The following is a 17,901-nucleotide window of genomic DNA, read 5'->3' on the forward strand; positions in this document are numbered from 1 at the left end:
TTGCGGCGTGCCTTGGCACGCGCGCAATAGCATCGGCCGGCCTGAAGGCCCTAATGCCGCTTAGGGCATTTTCACGCCGGTGCACCTAAATGCGCACCCTACGAAACCGCGCACGATCATCGTAGGGTTGCCATTTATGGCGACCCAAATGCGCCTGAATGACAACAATCAGGCCTTAAGGTCGCCCCGACAGCATCAATGGCTGCGGATGGTTTTGATGATATTGGTGGTAGAAATACCGTCTTCAAAGTTAAGCACACGCACATCGCCGCCGTTGGCCCACACTTCTTTGCTGCCCGCGATATCTTCCGGTTTGTAATCCCCCCCTTTCACCAGCAGATCGGGGAGCACTTCAGCGATCAAACGCTGCGGCGTGTCCTCTTCAAACAGCACCACCCAGTCAACCGCTTCCAGCGCGCCCAACACGATCATACGGTTTTCTTGTGGGTTAACCGGGCGTGTTTCGCCTTTCAGACGTTTGGTGGAAGCATCACTGTTCACTGCAACGATCAAACGATCGCCCAGCTTGCGCGCATTCGCCAGGTAGGAAACGTGGCCAGCGTGCAGGATGTCGAACACGCCATTGGTCATCACGACTTTTTCACCACGCTGACGCGCCTGGGCAACGGCCGCTTTAAGCTCAGATTCCGTCATCACGCCAAATCCACTGTCCGGGCGCGCATGAATGGCATTTTCCAGCTCAACCGTGCTGACAGTCGAAGTACCCAACTTACCGACAACGACACCGGCTGCCGCATTGGCGAGGAAGCAGGCCTCTTCCAGGCTATCGCCCGCCGCCAGCACTGCCGCTAACACGCCAATCACCGTATCGCCCGCACCGGTGACGTCATACACTTCCTGCGCTTGTGTTGGCAGGTGCAATGGCGCTTTGCCCGGTTGCAGTAAGGTCATGCCGTTCTCTGAACGAGTGACCAGCAACGCAGAGAGGTCGTAGTCAGCGATTAGCTGCATGCCACGGCTGACAATCTCTTCGACGGTTTTACACTTACCGACCACCGCCTCGAATTCAGACAGATTTGGGGTCAGTAAGGTTGCGCCACGATAGCGTTCAAAGTCGGTGCCTTTCGGGTCGATCAGCACCGGAACCTTGGCTTCACGAGCCAGCTGAATCATGGTTTCGACGCTGCTTAACGCGCCTTTGGCGTAGTCTGACAGCACCAGCGCACCGGCCTGCGCCAGCGACTGACGCATACGATCGTGGATCGGCTGTGGATCAACCTGTTCGAAACCTTCTTCGAAATCGAGGCGGATCAACTGCTGGTTACGCGACAGCACGCGTAACTTCGTGATGGTGGGGTGACTTTTCACCGCAACGAAATCACAGTCAACCTTCACCTTTTCCAGCGTGTCGCTCAGTACGCGAGCCGCATCGTCTTCACCGGTCAGGCCAATCAAACGCGATACCGCACCCAGTGCAGCGATGTTCATGGCCACGTTTGCCGCGCCGCCCGGACGTTCTTCAATGGTGTCCACTTTCACCACTGGCACCGGCGCTTCCGGAGAAATACGGCTTGTAGGACCATACCAGTAGCGATCTAACATCACATCGCCGACAACCAGCACAGCGGCTTTGCCAAAAGCAGGCAGCGTTACTTTCATTCCAAAGACTCCAGACTTCGTACTTCAGTCAAAATATTGCGCGGATAGTAGCATAAAGCCAGCATACTTCGAGCCACTGGTGCGTTGGCAACGCCTGTTTACCCCAGCCTTGTAAGCTCAAGGGATTGACACACTTGCCGCCCTACTACAGCCCAAATTATCTCGGGTTAGCTTGTGAACGACTACTCCGCGCCATCAGATTCGGTGGCGGCCAGCCAACGCTGCCAGCTGTGATGTACAGCAGCGCGTTCGGCGGCAAAGGACTCTGGCGCAACATGCCCCGGAAGCTCCTGCAATGCCAAATGGTGCAGGGCATCTCGCAGCGTCACGTAGGCATGGGTAAGCGCCTGCGCTTCTTCTGCCTGCATGATGTCCTGACGCGCCATCAATTCAAAAATGCGCACATTGTCCGACCAGCGCGTCAACGCAGGCTGTTCGGCCGCGTAGCCTAAGACAAGATATTGCGCGATGAATTCAATATCGGTTATCCCGCCTTCATCGGTCTTAATTTCCCAGCGCCCTTTGTGCTTGTTGCTGAGATGTGCACGCATCTTCTCGCGCATCTCACGCACTTCTTTTTGCAGCGTATTGCGCTCACGCGGCAGGCAGAGAATGCCACGACGGATCTCATTGAATCTGTCGCACAGTGTGGTCTCACCAAACACAATGCGGGCGCGCACCAGCGCTTGGTGCTCCCAAGTCCAGGCTTCATTGCGCTGATATTCATCGAAGGCGGCAAAGGTACTGACCAGCATTCCCGCTGCGCCAGAAGGACGCAGACGTGCATCCACTTCATACAAAATACCGGACGAGGTGCGCGTGCTGAACAGGTGCATCACGCGCTGAGCCAGACGCAGGTAGAACTGGCGGCCATCGATGACGCGTTCGCCGTCGGTCTCCGCATCATCCGGACAGTCATGCAGAAATACCAAATCCAGATCGGAACTGTAACCCAATTCCCAGCCGCCCAGTTTGCCGTAGCCGACCACGGCAAAACCACGCTCATTGTCGCTGGTCAGATGCGAGGGGCGGCCATAACGCTGCACCATCATTTGCCAGGCTTGCTGCACTACCGATTCAATGATGGCTTCCGCCAGCCAGGTTAAGTGATCGCTCACTTTCATCACCGGCAGCGTTTCTGCGATGTCAGCCGCGGCGATGCGCAGATGTTGCGCCTGCTTAAACTGACGCAGTGCTTCCAGCTGTTGCTCTTCGTCGTCGGTGGGAATGCGCAGCAGATACTGACGCAGTTCATCGCGATAGGCATCGGTCGCGGTGGGTTGATACAGCGTGGCGGGATCGAGTAATTCATCCAGCAGCAGCGGATAGCGCGCCAGCTGGCTGGCGATCATCGGCGAGGCGGCGCACAAGCGGATGAGATGACGCAACGCGCCATGGTACTCCGTCAGCAGCTCCAGATAGGTACTGCGGGTTAAAACGCCCAGCAGCAGCGGTGTCAGACGCCCTAACACCACATCTGCATCTTCGCGCGGACACACTTCACTGAGCAAGCGCGGCATCAATTGATCAAGTGCGAGGCGGCCACGCGGGCCAATCGTGCGACGACCCACGTCCTGACGGAAGCTGTTCAGCGCGTTAAACAGCGCGTGGCGTTGCGCTTCATCCAACTGCGGCACCACAGGAATTAAATCACTCTCTTCCAGCGTGTCCTGCCACAAGCCGGCAAATTCCGCCAGCTGCGGTTGGTCGTCTACGTCTGGCGCATCATCGCCAATCAGTTCATCAAAGATACGGCGCACACCCGCCATTTGCTGCTCAAGTTGCTGCATCAGTGCATCCCAGTCCGCTGCACCCATCGCCCACGCCAGGCGTTGACGGTCGAGTGGGTTTTCTGGCAGCGTTTGCGTCTGCTCGTCATTGATGCTTTGCAGCAGGTTTTCCAGGCGACGCAGGAACAGGTAAGCGTTGTGCAAATGCTCGACCTGCTGTGAGGTCAATAATGCCAGTTCACCAATCGCCTTCAGCGTAGGTAACAGGGACCTGAGTTGTAGTGAGCGCTCACGTCCACCACGAATCAACTGGAACACCTGCACTATAAACTCGGTTTCGCGAATACCGCCTGCCCCGAGTTTGATGTTGTCTTTCAGGCCACGACGACGCACTTCACGGGCGATCATGCCTTTCATGTTACGCAACGACTGAATCACGCTGAAATCAATGTAGCGGCGATAAACGAAGGGACGCAGCATTTGCTGCAGCTCCTGGCTCCAGTGGCCGTGATCGTCGCCCATCAGCCGCGCTTTCACCATCGCGTAGCGTTCCCAGTCGCGGCCTTGTTCCTGGTAGTAATCCTCCAGCGCTGCAAAGCTCAGCACCAGTGGGCCGCTGTCGCCAAAGGGGCGCAGGCGCATATCCACGCGATAGACAAAGCCATCCACGGTGGGCTGATCCAGCACCTTAATCAGGCGTTGGCCCATGCGGGTAAAGAACTGCGCGTTGTCGAGTTCACGCCGCCCACCCTGCGTCACGCCGTTTTCCGGCCACGCGAAGATCAGATCGATATCAGAGGAGAAGTTGAGTTCGCCGCCACCCAGCTTGCCCATGCCCAGTATCAGCATCGGCTGCGCTTCGCCGGCGTCATTGGTCGGGGTGCCAAAGTCGCGGCTGCAGTCCTGCCATACCCAGTCACGCGCGGCAGCGATAAGAATCTCCGCCAGGGTGCTGAGTTGCGTCAGGCTCTGTTCAGTATTGGCGTGTTGCAGCGCCTGCATCCATGCAATACGCACCAGCATATGACGACGGAACAGACGCAGTTCGCGCATCAGCGAGGCTTCATTCTCAACCGATTGCAGCGCACCCTTCAGCCAGGTCGAATAATTCTGCCACTCATCAGCCACCGGTGGTTGCTGCTGAAGTTGTTGCCACCATTCCGGGTGCTGCTGCAGGTTATCAACAATAAAGTCACTAAAGGTCAGCGCTCCCGCCTGTTCTGGCGTAAAGGCCGAAGGCGGCACATTAAGGCGCTCGGCCACGATAGCTAACTGCGCCTGCATCAGCGCCGGTAACGGTAACAACATCTTCCCTCCCTGATGAGATAGTGCGTCGGGCTTAGCGTTTCACTCCGCTATTCAGCCAGAACGGCGCAGGCCGAATGGCCAGGTTAACCAGTTGCATCAAGCCGCGCTCCTGATGAGTGTTAATGGCATGCTGTAGCTCTTGCCAACCCGCCAGCCAGACACTCACCTCTTCCGCTGGATAAGCACCTGCCAGCAGATGCACGGCCAACAGCTGGCGATTCAAGCGCGTAGACTTGTCCTGAAATTCATTAAACAGCTGCACATCAACAAAGGTTTCGCGCAGATCGGCGGCGATGCGGCTGAGCATAATGTCACTGAAACGTTTGAACGAACCCTGCAGTTTGCTTTTGCTCTTATCATCCAGCCAGTTATGCCATTGTGACTCTACCAGCCAGTGAGTGAGTGATAACTGGGCGGCAACGGAGACTGGGGAAAAACAGGCGCTTTCAGCATCAATATCAGCCTCTGCCAGCAACTCATCAAGGTGAGTCAGCTTTTGACGCAGATCGCTATTGGCCTTGCGCGGCACCAAGGCACCAAATAGAGAGAATGCCTGACGCAGTGTCTCCAGTGCTTCAACCACAGAATCTTTGGCATCGTGATTTCCGCGCAGCCACACTTCTTCGTGGTACTGCCACTGATTCAGTGCCGCCGTCATGGCGTTCACCATGCCCTGCTCCACTGTCGCTTTGGCGGCGATTTTTTGCAGCGCCAGCGCACGCAGTGGGCGCTCCGGATTGCCTTGCGCCAGCTGATAGCCGCGTGCGGCTTTGCTTAAACTGCCAAGGCGCAGGCCACCGGTGGAGATTAAGCTTTCAGCAAATTTCAGCATGTCCGCGCGCTGGCCACTCTTTAACTCCAGCTCAACTTCGTACAGCGGTTCGCTTAACTCACCTGCAGCGACTTCACCGCGATCAAAAGCGACTTCGATTTCGCTGTCACCATACTGAACCAGCCAGACTTCGCGCTGGAAATGGGTGCTGAAGAGCGGTTGTAAACGCTGCTGTAATGCCGCGATATCCGTGCCTTGCGGCCAGATTTCGCTTGGCAGTTGGGCGATATCCAACTGCGGCTCGCTGAGATCAACGTTATATTCCGGGCGCTGATGCAGACCGCCCACCGTTTTACCGGCGGCTTTCAGCGTCATTTCAAAGCGCTGGTCAACACCACGAATACGCAGGCCCATATCCCAACGACGCAGTTGATTGTCATCGGTTTCAAAATAGATGTTGGTCAATTCGCGTGCGGCGAAGTGCTGATGCGGCCATGCGGCAAGATTTTCCCCGAGTTTTTCGGCGGCTTGCGGTGTGGCAATGAACTTTAGTTCGATTTCAATGGTCATAATTTTTTATTCAATACGCTGCTGGCACTTACGAGTTTAATCTGGCGAAGAGTAATGCACCGGAAGCACGCTGTCTCTGCTTTCTTGTGCTTTTTAGACCCTTTTCGCACCGGATTGAGACCAGGATAGTTCTCATTCAGATTTTTGAGAAGCGTCCCCAGACTGTGCCAGTAATTTTACGCCATTAAGAAAAAACGATATCGAATGAAAAAAATCACACTTGCTGCCCTTTCTTTGCTGGCTTTTAGCGCCATCGCCCCCGTTCATGCTGCTGATGAAAAGCGTTATATCTCCGATGAATTATCCACTTGGGTACGCAGCGGTCCGGGCGATCAATATCGCCTGATTGGCAAGCTGAATGCCGGAGAGGAAGTCACCCTGTTGCAGGTCAACAACGATTCCCAATATGGCCAGATTCGCGATGCCGAAGGCAAAACTAACTGGATTCCGCTGTCACAGCTCAGCGCTCAACCCAGCCTGCGCACCCGTGTGCCGCAGCTTGAGCAGCAGGTTAAAGATCTGACGGATAAACTGGCTAATATCGACAACAGCTGGAACCAGCGCACCTCTGAAATGCAGAACAAGGTGGCGAACAGCGATGGCACCATTGATGGCCTGAAAGCCGAAAATCAGAAGCTGAAAAATGAGCTGATTGTGGCGCAGAAGAAAGTCAGCGCTGCGAACGTCCAACTGGATGACAAGCAGCGCACCATCATCATGCAGTGGTTTATGTATGGTGGCGGCGTGTTGGGTGTCGGTCTGCTGCTGGGTCTTTTGCTGCCGCACATGCTGCCGCGCCGTAAGAAAAACGATCGCTGGATGAACTAAACCACCACGCCGATTTGTTCTTTTATTTCAGGGGATCGTAAGATGCCCCTTTTGGCATGCCTGATTTTTGGCCAAAGTATGCAACAATAACGCAACATGCGTGCCTGGCACGCAGATTATCATTGCCTCTGGAGTGGTTGAGTGAAGACGTTTCTGGTCGGTGGCGCGGTGCGTGATGCCTTACTGCGCCTGCCGGTAAAAGATCGAGACTGGGTGGTGGTGGGAGCCACGCCCGAGAATATGCTCGAACAAGGTTATCAGCAGGTTGGTCGGGATTTTCCGGTTTTTTGCACCCGCGTAGCCGTGAAGAGTATGCGCTAGCGCGCACTGAGCGTAAAAGTGGTAATGGCTACACTGGCTTTGTCACGCAATTCGCCCCGGACGTCACGCTGGAGCAGGATTTGCAGCGCCGCGACCTCACCATCAATGCTATTGCTCAAGCTGACGATGGCGCCTTGATTGACCCCTATAACGGTCAACAGGATTTAGCCCATCGCACTCTGCGCCATGTCTCTGCTGCCTTTAATGAAGATCCGTTGCGTGTACTGCGCGTGGCGCGTTTTGCCGCTCGCTTTGCCCATCTCAATTTCCGCGTGGCAGATGAAACCCAATTATTGATGCGTGAAATGGCCGAGAGCGGCGAACTGGCGCATCTCACCGCAGAGCGCGTCTGGAAAGAGACCGAAAAAGCGCTGTTGACCCGCAATCCGCAAGTCTATTTCCAGGTGTTGCGAGACTGTGGCGCACTTCAGGTGCTGTTCCCAGAACTGGATAATCTGTATGGCATTCCCGCGCCGATTAAATGGCATCCGGAAATTGATACCGGTGTGCATGCGTTGATGACGCTGACGATGTCCGCCGCACTTTCAGACGAGTTGGACGTACGCTTTGCCACCCTGTTCCACGATGTTGGTAAGGCGCTGACTCCGCCGGAAAAATGGCCGAGCCATCATGGCCATGGTTTAGCCGGTGTACCGCTGGTTGAAGCACTGTGTCAGCGTTTGCGCGTGCCGAATCAGGTACGCGATCTGGCATTGATCGTGACCGAATTCCACGATGTGGTTCACACCATTGAGCGTCAGTCGGCGGCATCGTTGATAGCATTGTTTGATCGTATCGATGCGTGGCGTAAACCCGACCGCGTTGAGAAAATGGCGCTGACCAGTGAAGCCGATGCGCGCGGTCGTGCCGGGTTGGAGAGCATGGCGTATCCGCAAGGTGATTATTTGCGCCAGGCTTTTGCCTTGGCTCAATCAGTGCCGACTAAAGAGGTGGTGGCTGCAGGCTTTAAAGGGCCAGCCGTGCGTGAAGAGTTGACGCGTCGTCGTGTGATGGCCGTGCAGGAAGGGTTGATTAACGAGCGGCCAGCATAACTGGCCGCTCGCCGCGCTTACATGAAGATGGCGTAAACCGCCGCCGCAACAATAAAGCGATAGATAGCGAACGACACAAACGAGATACGCTTAATCAGTTCCAGGAACACTTTGATCGCCAGCAATGCAACGATAAAGGCGGTCACGAAGCCGACAGCGAACATGGGGAAGTCCTGCATCGTCAGGAAGCCCATGCTCTTGTAAAGATCCAATCCGGTGGCACCAATCATCATCGGTACGGCAAGGATGAATGAGAACTCCGAGGCAGCATAGCGGCTCACGCCCATCAGCATACCGCCCGAAATGGTCGCACCCGAGCGCGAGAAGCCCGGCCACAGCGCCAGACACTGGAAGCAGCCAATCATAAACGCCTGACGATAGGTGATGTCATCGATACCTACCGCTTTTGGCTGTTTCGGCTTGAAGTATTCCGCCACCAGCAGCAGCACGCCACCCACCACCAAGGCATACATCACGTTGATTGGGTTAAACAGACTTTTGATTTGATCGTGCAATACCAGCCCAATCACCACCGCCGGAACCATGCCTAACAGGATATGGATCAGCGTCAGTTTGCCGGTTCCGGTACCTTCATGTGGCTCTTTACCGAAGTGAATACCAATCAATCCGAACAGGCGACGCCAGAACATCACCACCACCGCCAGAATTGAACCCAGCTGAATCACCACTTCAAAGGTTTCGGCTTTGTCGCCCTCGAAGCCGAGCAGATGGCCAACAATGATCATATGGCCAGTAGAAGAGACCGGCAGGAATTCCGTGAGGCCTTCCACAACCCCCAGGATTGCAGCGACCCATAGCTGATGAATATCTGCCATCAAAATTTTTCCTCTATCCGTTTTAAACAGTAAAAAGGCGGTCGCAAGGTGCTACCGCCTGAAATTATGCCCGCGCCACGCTGAAGGAAACCTTAAGAAAATCGGTCACTTCGCGCCCGTTAGCGCAACGGCCTCAAGTGAGACACACCATAATTTGGTTTGGTTTCATTGTGATGGCAATCACGGAGAGTTTATTTAGGAATAGTCCCGCGCTCGATACGCACGCCAACGGTCGCGGCCTGGGCAACGGCACCCGGTTTACCGACCTTGATACGCACGCCGGGGGTTTTGAAACGATTCATCAACAGATCGGCAATTTCTTCCGCTACGCGTTCCACTAAGGCAAAGCGCTGGCCCTGCAAATGATTGAGGATCACTTCCGTGACATCGGCGTAGCTCAAACAGTCATTCACATCGTCGCTAACCGCCGCACGGCGGTTGTCCCACGCCATTTCGACATCGAGCACCAGCTTCTGCTGCATGCCCTGTTCCCAGTCGTAAACGCCAATGGTGGTGAACACGGTGAGTTGTTCTATAAATACGATATCCATGATGTCAGTCTCTGTTTTTGGCTATGCCGGATACCACTTCCGGCGGATTATGCGTATTATCCACGCTTATCGAGAACAAAACGACCCAAAAGGAACGGTACGAGGCTATGAGTGCTATCGCGCTTGGTATGATTATTTTCGCGTATCTTTGCGGTTCGATTTCCAGTGCGATACTGGTTTGTAAACTCGCGCGTTTACCCGATCCGCGTACTGCCGGTTCCGGCAACCCTGGAGCCACCAACGTTTTGCGCATTGGCGGCAAAGTCCCTGCTGCCGCAGTACTGATATTTGATGTGGCTAAGGGCATGCTGCCGGTATGGATTGCCTACCTGCTGCACGTCACACCAATGTATCTGGGCCTGACCGCCATAGCCGCCTGCCTTGGCCATATCTATCCGGTATTTTTCCGTTTTCGCGGTGGAAAAGGCGTCGCAACAGCGTTTGGCGCTATCGCCCCAATTGGCTGGGATTTAACGGGGTTGATGACCGGCACCTGGCTTTTAACCGTGTTGTTAAGCGGCTATTCATCACTTGGCGCGATTGTCAGCGCACTGATTGCCCCTTTCTACGTCTGGTGGTTCAAACCGCAGTTCACCTTCCCGGTTTCGATGCTGTCCTGTTTGATACTGTTGCGTCACCACGACAACATCCAGCGTCTGTGGCGCGGCCAGGAAAATAAGATCTGGAAGCGGAAGAAGAAGAAATAAAAAAACCGGCGCGATGCCGGTTTTTCGTTTTAGATGGCGGGCAATTCAGCCAGCGGCCAGCGCGGCCGCACGGTAACGCCGAGTTCACCACGCGTACCGCCTTTCAGCCGCACCATGCCAGCATAGGCAATCATCGCGCCGTTATCGGTGCAAAATTCCGGACGGGCATAAAACACCTCGCCACCGCGCTTTTGCATCATCTCGGCCATGCGTTCACGCAGCGTACGGTTGGCACTCACACCACCGGCAATCACCAGGCGTTTAAACCCGGTCTGCTCCAGCGCGCGTTTGCACTTGATCATCAGCGTATCCACCACCGCATCTTCAAACGCCCGGGCGATATCTGCGCGAGCCTGTTCGTCGCTGTTATGCTCACGAATGGTGTTCGCGGCGAAGGTTTTCAGCCCCGAGAAGCTGAAATCCAGCCCTGGGCGATCGGTCATCGGGCGCGGGAACTTAAAACGGCCCGGTGTTCCTTGCTGCGCCATGCGTGAGAGCATGGGGCCGCCGGGATAATCCAGACCGAGCAGTTTGGCGGTTTTATCGAAGGCTTCACCGGCAGCGTCGTCAATCGACTCGCCCAGTAAGGTGTATTCACCCACACCGGTAACGCTAATCAACTGCGTGTGACCGCCGGAAACCAGCAGCGCGACAAACGGGAATTCTGGCGGATTCTCTTCCAGCATCGGCGCTAACAAATGGCCTTCCATATGATGGACAGGCACCGCCGGCACGTTCCAGGCAAACGCCAGCGCACGGCCAATGGTGGCGCCAACCAGCAATGCGCCCACCAGACCTGGGCCTGCAGTATAGGCTACTGCATCAATGTCTTTCGCTGCCAGCCCGGCTTCTTTTAGCGCGGCCTGGATCAGCGGCACGGTTTTACGCACGTGGTCGCGGGATGCCAGTTCGGGCACCACACCGCCGTAATCGGCGTGCAGTTTCACCTGGCTATATAGTTGATTCGCCAAAAGACCGGACGCATCGTCATAGATCGCGATGCCGGTTTCATCGCAGGACGTTTCAATACCCAGAACTCGCATAGCTTTTATCACCCTCTTCTTGCGGCGCGCAGTGTAGCACAGGCAAATCACACGCCGGAGCAGTTTGCCAGGAAAAAGTATTTTTCTGTCGCACAAAGAGTGCGCTATACTCCACGGCCTGAAAAAACCGGCAGCCGCGATGACACATGTCTCTGTTGGTTCTAAATTGTTCATGGTGCTTTACAAGTCAGCCGCGGCTGAAGTAAAATGCTGCACCATTTTAAAAGTGCTGGCGCCGCAGTCAGCAGCAAAACCGAATTTTATCGAGGTAAGAGTTACATGCCGGTAATTAAAGTACGTGAAAACGAGCCTTTCGACGTAGCACTGCGTCGCTTCAAGCGTTCTTGCGAAAAAGCAGGCGTTCTGGCTGAAGTTCGTCGTCGTGAGTTTTATGAAAAACCAACGACTGAACGTAAGCGCGCTAAAGCGTCAGCTGTTAAGCGTCACGCCAAGAAACTGGCTCGCGAAAACGCACGCCGCACTCGTCTGTACTAATTTCTTTCGGAAGTTCGCTTCCGCCGCGTGTTAAACGCAGACAGAGTCAAGTAAGAGGCCGTGCTTTCCGAAAGGAAGCGCGGCTTGTTGCCGTTTATGAGCTGAAAAACCGGGGCTTATGGCTGGACGAATTCCACGCGTATTTATCAATGACTTACTGGCACGCACGGACATCGTGGATCTTATCGATGCCCGCGTTAAGCTCAAGAAGCAGGGTAAGAACTATCACGCGTGCTGTCCTTTTCATAACGAGAAAACCCCCTCTTTCACCGTAAGTGGTGAGAAGCAGTTCTATTACTGCTTCGGCTGTGGCGCCAAAGGGAACGCCATCGATTTCCTGATGAATCACGATCGTCTGGATTTCGTTGAGAGCGTTGAGGAGCTGGCTACGCAACACGGCTTAGAAGTGCCGTATGAAGCGGGCAACGGCCCTAGCCCAATGGAACGCCATCAGCGTCAAAGCCTTTATCAGCTGTTGGAAGGCCTAGACGGTTTCTATCAGCAAAGCCTGCGTAACCCGCAAGCGACATCTGCACAAAATTATCTCGCCACGCGCGGTCTCAGCCAGCAAGTGATCGACCACTTCGCTATTGGTTATGCACCCGCAGGATGGGATAACGCACTGAAACGGTTTGGTCAGCAAAAAGAAGACCGCGAATCCTTGATGGAAGCGGGCATGCTGGTCAGTAACGATTCAGGCCGGACTTACGATCGTTTTCGCGATCGCGTGATGTTCCCGATTCGCGATAAGCGTGGGCGCGTCATTGGCTTTGGTGGACGCGTACTGGGCAACGACACGCCTAAGTATCTCAACTCCCCTGAAACCCCGATTTTCCATAAAGGCCGTCAGTTGTATGGCCTGTATGAAGCATTAAAAAATCACCCGCAACCGGCGCGTTTACTGGTGGTGGAAGGCTATATGGACGTGGTGGCGTTGGCGCAATTCGGCATCGATTATGCCGTTGCTTCACTCGGCACCTCGACCACGGCGGAACACATTCAGTTGCTGTTCCGTTCGACCGACACAGTGATTTGTTGTTATGACGGCGACCGTGCCGGGCGCGAAGCCGCATGGCGTGCACTGGAAACCGCATTGCCTTACATGAATGACGGTCGTCAGCTACGCTTTATGTTTTTGCCTGATGGCGAGGACCCGGACACGCTGGTGCGAAAAGAGGGCAAAGAGGCCTTCGAAGCGCGGATGGAGCAGGCACTGCCGCTCTCCACGTTTTTGTTCGACAGCCTGATGCCGCAGGTCGATCTGAGCACGCGCGATGGTAAAACCAAGCTGGCCACGCTGGCACTGCCGTTGATTAGCCAGATCCCAGGTGAAACGCTGCGCATTTATATGCGTCAAACGTTGGGTAATAAACTCGGCATTCTTGACGATAACCAGTTAGACAAGCTGATGCCGAAGCTGGCAGAAAGCGGTACCGCGCCAACGGCACCACCGTTGAAGCGCACCACCATGCGCGTGTTGATCGCGTTACTGGTGCAGAATCCGCAATTTGCCGCCATCGTCCCTACGCTGGACGGGCTTGAGCAGTCAAAGATGGCGGGTTTACCGCTGTTTGTGGAGTTAGTCAGTCGTTGTACGGAGAATCCTGGCCTGACGACCGGACAGCTACTAGAGTTATATCGCGGGACAGAATTTAGCCAGCCCCTTGAAACGCTGGCAACCTGGAACCACATGATAGTGGATGATGAAGCGGAAGCCGTCTTCCATGATTCACTGGCGAGCATTTATGACTCTGCCCTTGAACAGCGCCTCGAAGCGCTTATCGCGCGTGACCGAACCGAAGGCCTGAGCGCCGCCGAACGCCGCGAGTTCTGGGCATTAAGCCAGGCATTAGCGAAAAAATAAGATTTATACCAGACCAGAACGCCGAAGGCTGTTAAAGCCCCGTTTTGGTTTGTTAGTCCGGTCTACGCTTTTAGCGCACCGTACGAGGGCCGTCGGCGTCAAAGGCAGTTTCGCCACCGCCAGCGCGCAGTAACCGGAGCGTACTGAAGTACGTGAGGATTACGAGCACTGCCGGGGACGGAAATGGCGAGTAAGCCAGGCCCGAACAGAATTCAAGCGGCTTAAGTGCCGATATATGAAGGGTGAATACCCTGGCCGCGTTGAAGGCAGCGGCAAAAACACAACGCCTTCACTGTTATAGTTGGCTCGCTGCCGACCGACACCAATCTAATTAACAGAAGTGTGGATACCGTCTTATGGAGCAAAACCCGCAGTCACAGCTTAAGCTGCTTGTCACCCGTGGTAAGGAGCAGGGCTATCTGACCTATGCTGAGGTCAATGACCATCTGCCGGAAGATATCGTCGACTCCGACCAGATCGAAGACATCATCCAGATGATTAACGACATGGGTATTCAGGTTGTTGAAGAAGCGCCTGATGCCGATGATCTGATGCTGAATGAAAACAGTTCCGATACTGACGAAGATGCCGCAGAAGCTGCCGCTCAGGTGCTGTCCAGCGTTGAGTCTGAAATTGGCCGTACCACCGACCCGGTGCGCATGTACATGCGTGAAATGGGTACCGTTGAACTGCTGACGCGCGAAGGCGAAATCGACATCGCTAAGCGCATCGAAGACGGTATCAACCAGGTACAGTGCTCCGTTGCTGAATATCCGGAAGCCATCAACTATCTGCTCGATCAGTACGATCGCGTAGAAGCAGGCGAAGCACGTCTGTCTGATATCATTACCGGCTTTGTTGATCCTAATGCCGAAGAAGATATCGCGCCTACTGCCACCCACGTGGGTTCTGAGTTGTCTGAAGAAGATCGTGATGACGACGAAGACGAAGACGAAGATGGCGATGACGACAGCTCTGACGACGATAACTCTATCGATCCAGAGCTGGCGCGCGAGAAATTCAACGACCTGCGCGTACAGTACGAAACCGCCCGTACTGTCATCAAAGCCAAAGGCCGCAGCCACGCTGATGCCATTGCAGAAATCAATAATCTGTCTGAAGTGTTCAAACAGTTCCGCCTGGTGCCGAAGCAATTCGATTACCTGGTGAACAGTATGCGAGTGATGATGGAGCGCGTGCGTACGCAAGAGCGCCTGATCATGAAACTGTGTATTGAACTGTGCAAAATGCCGAAGAAGAACTTCATCACCCTGTTTACCGGTAATGAAACCAACCCAAGCTGGTTCAAAGCCGCGCTGGCGATGAATAAGCCGTGGTCTGAAAAACTGCTGGAAGTTGAAGACGACGTAACGCGTTCACTGCAGAAATTGCAGCAGATTGAAGAAGAAACTGGCCTGACTATCGAGCAGGTTAAAGACATCAACCGTCGTATGTCGATCGGCGAAGCGAAAGCGCGTCGTGCGAAGAAAGAGATGGTGGAAGCAAACTTACGTCTGGTTATTTCGATCGCGAAGAAATACACCAACCGTGGTCTGCAGTTCCTCGATCTGATTCAGGAAGGTAACATCGGCCTGATGAAAGCGGTTGATAAGTTTGAATACCGTCGTGGTTATAAGTTCTCAACTTATGCGACCTGGTGGATCCGTCAGGCTATCACCCGTTCTATCGCTGACCAGGCGCGTACCATCCGTATTCCGGTGCATATGATTGAGACCATCAACAAGCTCAACCGTATTTCGCGCCAGATGCTGCAAGAGATGGGCCGTGAGCCGACGCCGGAAGAGCTGGCCGAGCGTATGCTGATGCCAGAAGATAAAATCCGTAAGGTGCTGAAAATCGCTAAAGAGCCGATCTCCATGGAGACGCCGATTGGTGATGATGAAGATTCGCATCTGGGCGATTTTATCGAAGACACCACGCTGGAGCTGCCGCTGGATTCTGCGACCTCAGAGAGCCTGCGGTCAGCCACCCACGATGTGTTGGCGGGTCTGACTGCACGTGAAGCGAAAGTCCTGCGTATGCGTTTCGGTATCGATATGAACACCGACCACACGCTGGAAGAGGTTGGCAAACAGTTTGACGTTACCCGTGAGCGTATTCGTCAGATCGAAGCCAAGGCGCTGCGTAAGCTGCGTCACCCAAGCCGCTCTGAAGTGCTGCGTAGCTTCCTTGACGATTAATCCTCGTTGAGACGAAAAACCCCGGCTTGCCGGGGTTTTTTATTGCCTTCAAAACGGCGTCAGCCCTTTCTCCTGCATCATTTTGCGCGCTTTGTCGCTCTGCAGATACTTCACGAACTGCGCCGCTGCCTTGGGTTGCTGCGTACTGCGGGTAATCACCGCGCCGTACAGGGTATCCTGCTGCACCGCAGGCGGGATCAATCCTACGATGGTGATGCCTTTCACCGCCTGCAGCTCGCTGTTCTGCTGGAAGCCCAGCTCCGCTTTGCCCTGCGCCACCGCCTCGCCTACCGGTGTGGCCGGAATCACCGACACTTTGCTCGCCGTCTTCGGCCCTAAGGCCAGTTTGTCCAGCATCTTACTTTGAATGTATTTGCCGCTGGCGCTGTCCGACACCGCAATGCTGGAGGCTTCAGTTAATACCTGTTTGAATTTCGCCACCGTGCTGATATCCGGCGGCGTCATGCCCTGCTTCACCGCCATCGCGATATAGGAGTGCGCCAGCACCTGATGGCTTTTACCCTCGACCCATTTCGCCTGCTCCAGCGGTTTGATGGCGTAATCGACCATCACCAGCACATCGGCATTGTCTTTACGTTTTAATCGATTGGGGATTGCCTGCGGCGTATCACCCATCGACGGTGCCGCTTCCAGCTGCAGGGTATTGCCGGTTTGCTGCTGATAGTCCTGTTTTAAGCTCTCAATCACCGGGTACATGCCACCGGAGCTAAACACTTTTAACGTCTCTGCCTGCGCGCCCTGTTGCGCCAGCACCACGAGCGCCGCCAGCGCGAATATGCGTTTCATCATCCCTCTCCTTTTTGCCATAAAGAGTTGGGTTTAGTCAGAAACAGCAGATTGAACAACAACAGAGCCACGCTAAGTGGAGCCAGCTCACGCGTTAATCTGTAACCAATCATGAAGTTGGCGATAGGCCGCCGCCATTTCATCCAGCGAGGCGCGGTTCAAACCGCTGGGATTAGGCAGCACCCACAGGCTGGTTTCGCCCAACGTCTGTGGTTGCTCGCCCCACTCCACCTTGCGCTGACGAAATGCTTTCTGGAACGCATCCTTACCCAATACGGCCAGTGCGTGCGGTTGATAGCGTAAGATCTTCTCCTGCAGACGCGCCCCACCATCACGCAGCTCATCACCTGCCAGTTCGTTGGCCTGAATCGTCGGGCGTTCAACCAGCATGGTGATGCCACAGCCGGTTTCCACTAGCCGCTGCTCCTGCTCTGGCTTCAACAACTCACGGGTAAATCCCGCCAGATGGATCACTTTCCAGAAACGATTGCCCGGATGGGCAAAGTGAAAGCCGGTATGCGCCGAGGATTTCCCCGGATTAATGCCGCAGAACAGTACCTGTAAATCAGGTGCAATGATGTCCTGAATATCGTGTTCACTCATATGCTCTCAAGTCCTGCCCGTTGTTTCACCGCACGACGACTGATCGCCAGCATCGTGCGGGCTTCCTCGTTATCCGGACAGGCTCGTGCCAGCGCCACGGCACCGACCATCTCAGCCAGTATGCTACTTGCCACTTCATCAGCCTGTGGATGCTTTAATTCACGCAGCGCCTGCGCCAGTCGTTGCTTCACGGCATCACGACGCTGCGAAAACAGCGTGCGCGTCTCGATGGGCAGATGGGCGATCTCACTGACCAACGCCGGCATCGGACAGCCCTCACCCGGCGTATTGCGATGATGTTCAGAGAGATAGTTGTCGATCAGTTGCGTCAGACGCTCCGCTGGATCCTTCAGACTAGTAATGGCCGCGAAACGCTGCGCCGAATCGGCAAACATCTCAGCTATCACCGCTTCAACCAGCGCTTCACGCGAGGCAAAGTGCGCGTAAAACCCGCCGTGGGTCAGACCGGCGCGCTTCATCAGTGCCGCCACGCCAATGCCTTCGGTGCCGCATTCACGCATCACCACTGCGGCTTCATCCAGTATGCGCTGCCGCGTACGCGCTTTGTGGCTCAGCTTTTCCATCGTTCATCG

14 protein-coding genes and 1 pseudogene are annotated in these 17,901 nt (G+C 54.9%); 6 read left to right on the forward strand and 9 right to left on the reverse strand.

The window, feature by feature from the left end; translation table 11 throughout:
* Nucleotides 1–195: 195 nt before the first annotated feature.
* The 3 genes from hldE to PSSD_RS01145 all read right to left on the reverse strand — a co-directional run bounded on the left by hldE (nt 196) and on the right by PSSD_RS01145 (nt 6,000).
* Nucleotides 196–1,620: a bifunctional D-glycero-beta-D-manno-heptose-7-phosphate kinase/D-glycero-beta-D-manno-heptose 1-phosphate adenylyltransferase HldE gene (hldE, locus tag PSSD_RS01135; RefSeq protein ID WP_058968819.1), complete on the reverse strand. Its 1,425-nt coding sequence runs from the start codon at nt 1,618–1,620 to the stop codon at nt 196–198.
* A 182-nt stretch (nt 1,621–1,802) separates the two neighbouring features.
* Complete coding sequence (gene glnE, locus PSSD_RS01140; protein ID WP_058968823.1) at nt 1,803–4,658, reverse strand: bifunctional [glutamate--ammonia ligase]-adenylyl-L-tyrosine phosphorylase/[glutamate--ammonia-ligase] adenylyltransferase; 2,856 nt, start codon at nt 4,656–4,658, stop codon at nt 1,803–1,805.
* A gap of 31 nt (nt 4,659–4,689) precedes the next feature.
* Nucleotides 4,690–6,000: a CYTH domain-containing protein gene (locus tag PSSD_RS01145; RefSeq protein WP_058968826.1), complete on the reverse strand. Its 1,311-nt coding sequence runs from the start codon at nt 5,998–6,000 to the stop codon at nt 4,690–4,692.
* Between the two features lie 204 nt (nt 6,001–6,204).
* Between PSSD_RS01145 and PSSD_RS01150 the strand changes: the two genes are divergently transcribed.
* Nucleotides 6,205–6,828: a TIGR04211 family SH3 domain-containing protein gene (locus PSSD_RS01150; protein WP_039328553.1), complete on the forward strand. Its 624-nt coding sequence runs from the start codon at nt 6,205–6,207 to the stop codon at nt 6,826–6,828.
* Nucleotides 6,829–6,969: 141 nt separating this feature from the next.
* A pseudogene (locus PSSD_RS01155) lies at nt 6,970–8,201 on the forward strand (multifunctional CCA addition/repair protein).
* 17 nt (nt 8,202–8,218) lie between these two features.
* Here PSSD_RS01155 and bacA read toward each other — a convergent pair.
* Complete coding sequence (gene bacA, locus PSSD_RS01160; RefSeq protein WP_038644661.1) at nt 8,219–9,037, reverse strand: undecaprenyl-diphosphate phosphatase; 819 nt, start codon at nt 9,035–9,037, stop codon at nt 8,219–8,221.
* Nucleotides 9,038–9,228: 191 nt separating this feature from the next.
* The gene (gene folB, locus PSSD_RS01165; protein WP_034828354.1) at nt 9,229–9,588 is read right to left on the reverse strand and encodes a bifunctional dihydroneopterin aldolase/7,8-dihydroneopterin epimerase; all 360 of its coding nucleotides are present in this window, start codon (nt 9,586–9,588) and stop codon (nt 9,229–9,231) included.
* Nucleotides 9,589–9,695: 107 nt separating this feature from the next.
* Between folB and plsY the strand changes: the two genes are divergently transcribed.
* Nucleotides 9,696–10,295 (forward strand): glycerol-3-phosphate 1-O-acyltransferase PlsY, encoded by a 600-nt coding sequence (plsY, locus tag PSSD_RS01170; RefSeq protein ID WP_039328547.1) that lies wholly within the window; start codon nt 9,696–9,698, stop codon nt 10,293–10,295.
* Between the two features lie 29 nt (nt 10,296–10,324).
* On the opposite strand, the gene tsaD is transcribed toward plsY, so the two are convergent.
* Nucleotides 10,325–11,338: a tRNA (adenosine(37)-N6)-threonylcarbamoyltransferase complex transferase subunit TsaD gene (gene tsaD, locus PSSD_RS01175; protein WP_039328546.1), complete on the reverse strand. Its 1,014-nt coding sequence runs from the start codon at nt 11,336–11,338 to the stop codon at nt 10,325–10,327.
* A gap of 279 nt (nt 11,339–11,617) precedes the next feature.
* Between tsaD and rpsU the strand changes: the two genes are divergently transcribed.
* From rpsU to rpoD, 3 genes are all read left to right on the forward strand, one after another.
* On the forward strand, nt 11,618–11,833 hold the full coding sequence (rpsU, locus tag PSSD_RS01180) for a 30S ribosomal protein S21 (RefSeq protein WP_001144069.1): 216 nt from the start codon (nt 11,618–11,620) through the stop codon (nt 11,831–11,833).
* A gap of 118 nt (nt 11,834–11,951) precedes the next feature.
* Nucleotides 11,952–13,697, forward strand: coding sequence for a DNA primase (dnaG, locus tag PSSD_RS01185; protein ID WP_058968830.1), 1,746 nt, complete (start codon nt 11,952–11,954; stop codon nt 13,695–13,697).
* Between the two features lie 356 nt (nt 13,698–14,053).
* Nucleotides 14,054–15,898: an RNA polymerase sigma factor RpoD gene (rpoD, locus tag PSSD_RS01190; protein ID WP_039328543.1), complete on the forward strand. Its 1,845-nt coding sequence runs from the start codon at nt 14,054–14,056 to the stop codon at nt 15,896–15,898.
* Nucleotides 15,899–15,946: 48 nt separating this feature from the next.
* Here rpoD and PSSD_RS01195 read toward each other — a convergent pair whose 3' ends face one another.
* The 3 genes from PSSD_RS01195 to PSSD_RS01205 form a co-directional block, all read right to left on the reverse strand.
* Complete coding sequence (locus tag PSSD_RS01195) at nt 15,947–16,708, reverse strand: substrate-binding domain-containing protein (RefSeq protein ID WP_064511433.1); 762 nt, start codon at nt 16,706–16,708, stop codon at nt 15,947–15,949.
* Between the two features lie 84 nt (nt 16,709–16,792).
* The gene (mug, locus tag PSSD_RS01200) at nt 16,793–17,308 is read right to left on the reverse strand and encodes a G/U mismatch-specific DNA glycosylase (RefSeq protein WP_058968834.1); all 516 of its coding nucleotides are present in this window, start codon (nt 17,306–17,308) and stop codon (nt 16,793–16,795) included.
* Nucleotides 17,305–17,892 carry a TetR/AcrR family transcriptional regulator gene (locus PSSD_RS01205; RefSeq protein ID WP_058968837.1) on the reverse strand — a complete coding sequence of 196 codons (588 nt, stop codon included), beginning with the start codon at nt 17,890–17,892 and terminating at the stop codon, nt 17,305–17,307. Before PSSD_RS01205 ends, mug begins: the two co-directional genes overlap by 4 nt.
* Between the last annotated feature and the right edge of the window lie 9 nt (nt 17,893–17,901).

The sequence above is a fragment of the Type-D symbiont of Plautia stali genome, assembly GCF_001485335.1.
GTDB lineage: Bacteria > Pseudomonadota > Gammaproteobacteria > Enterobacterales > Enterobacteriaceae > Pantoea > Pantoea vagans_C.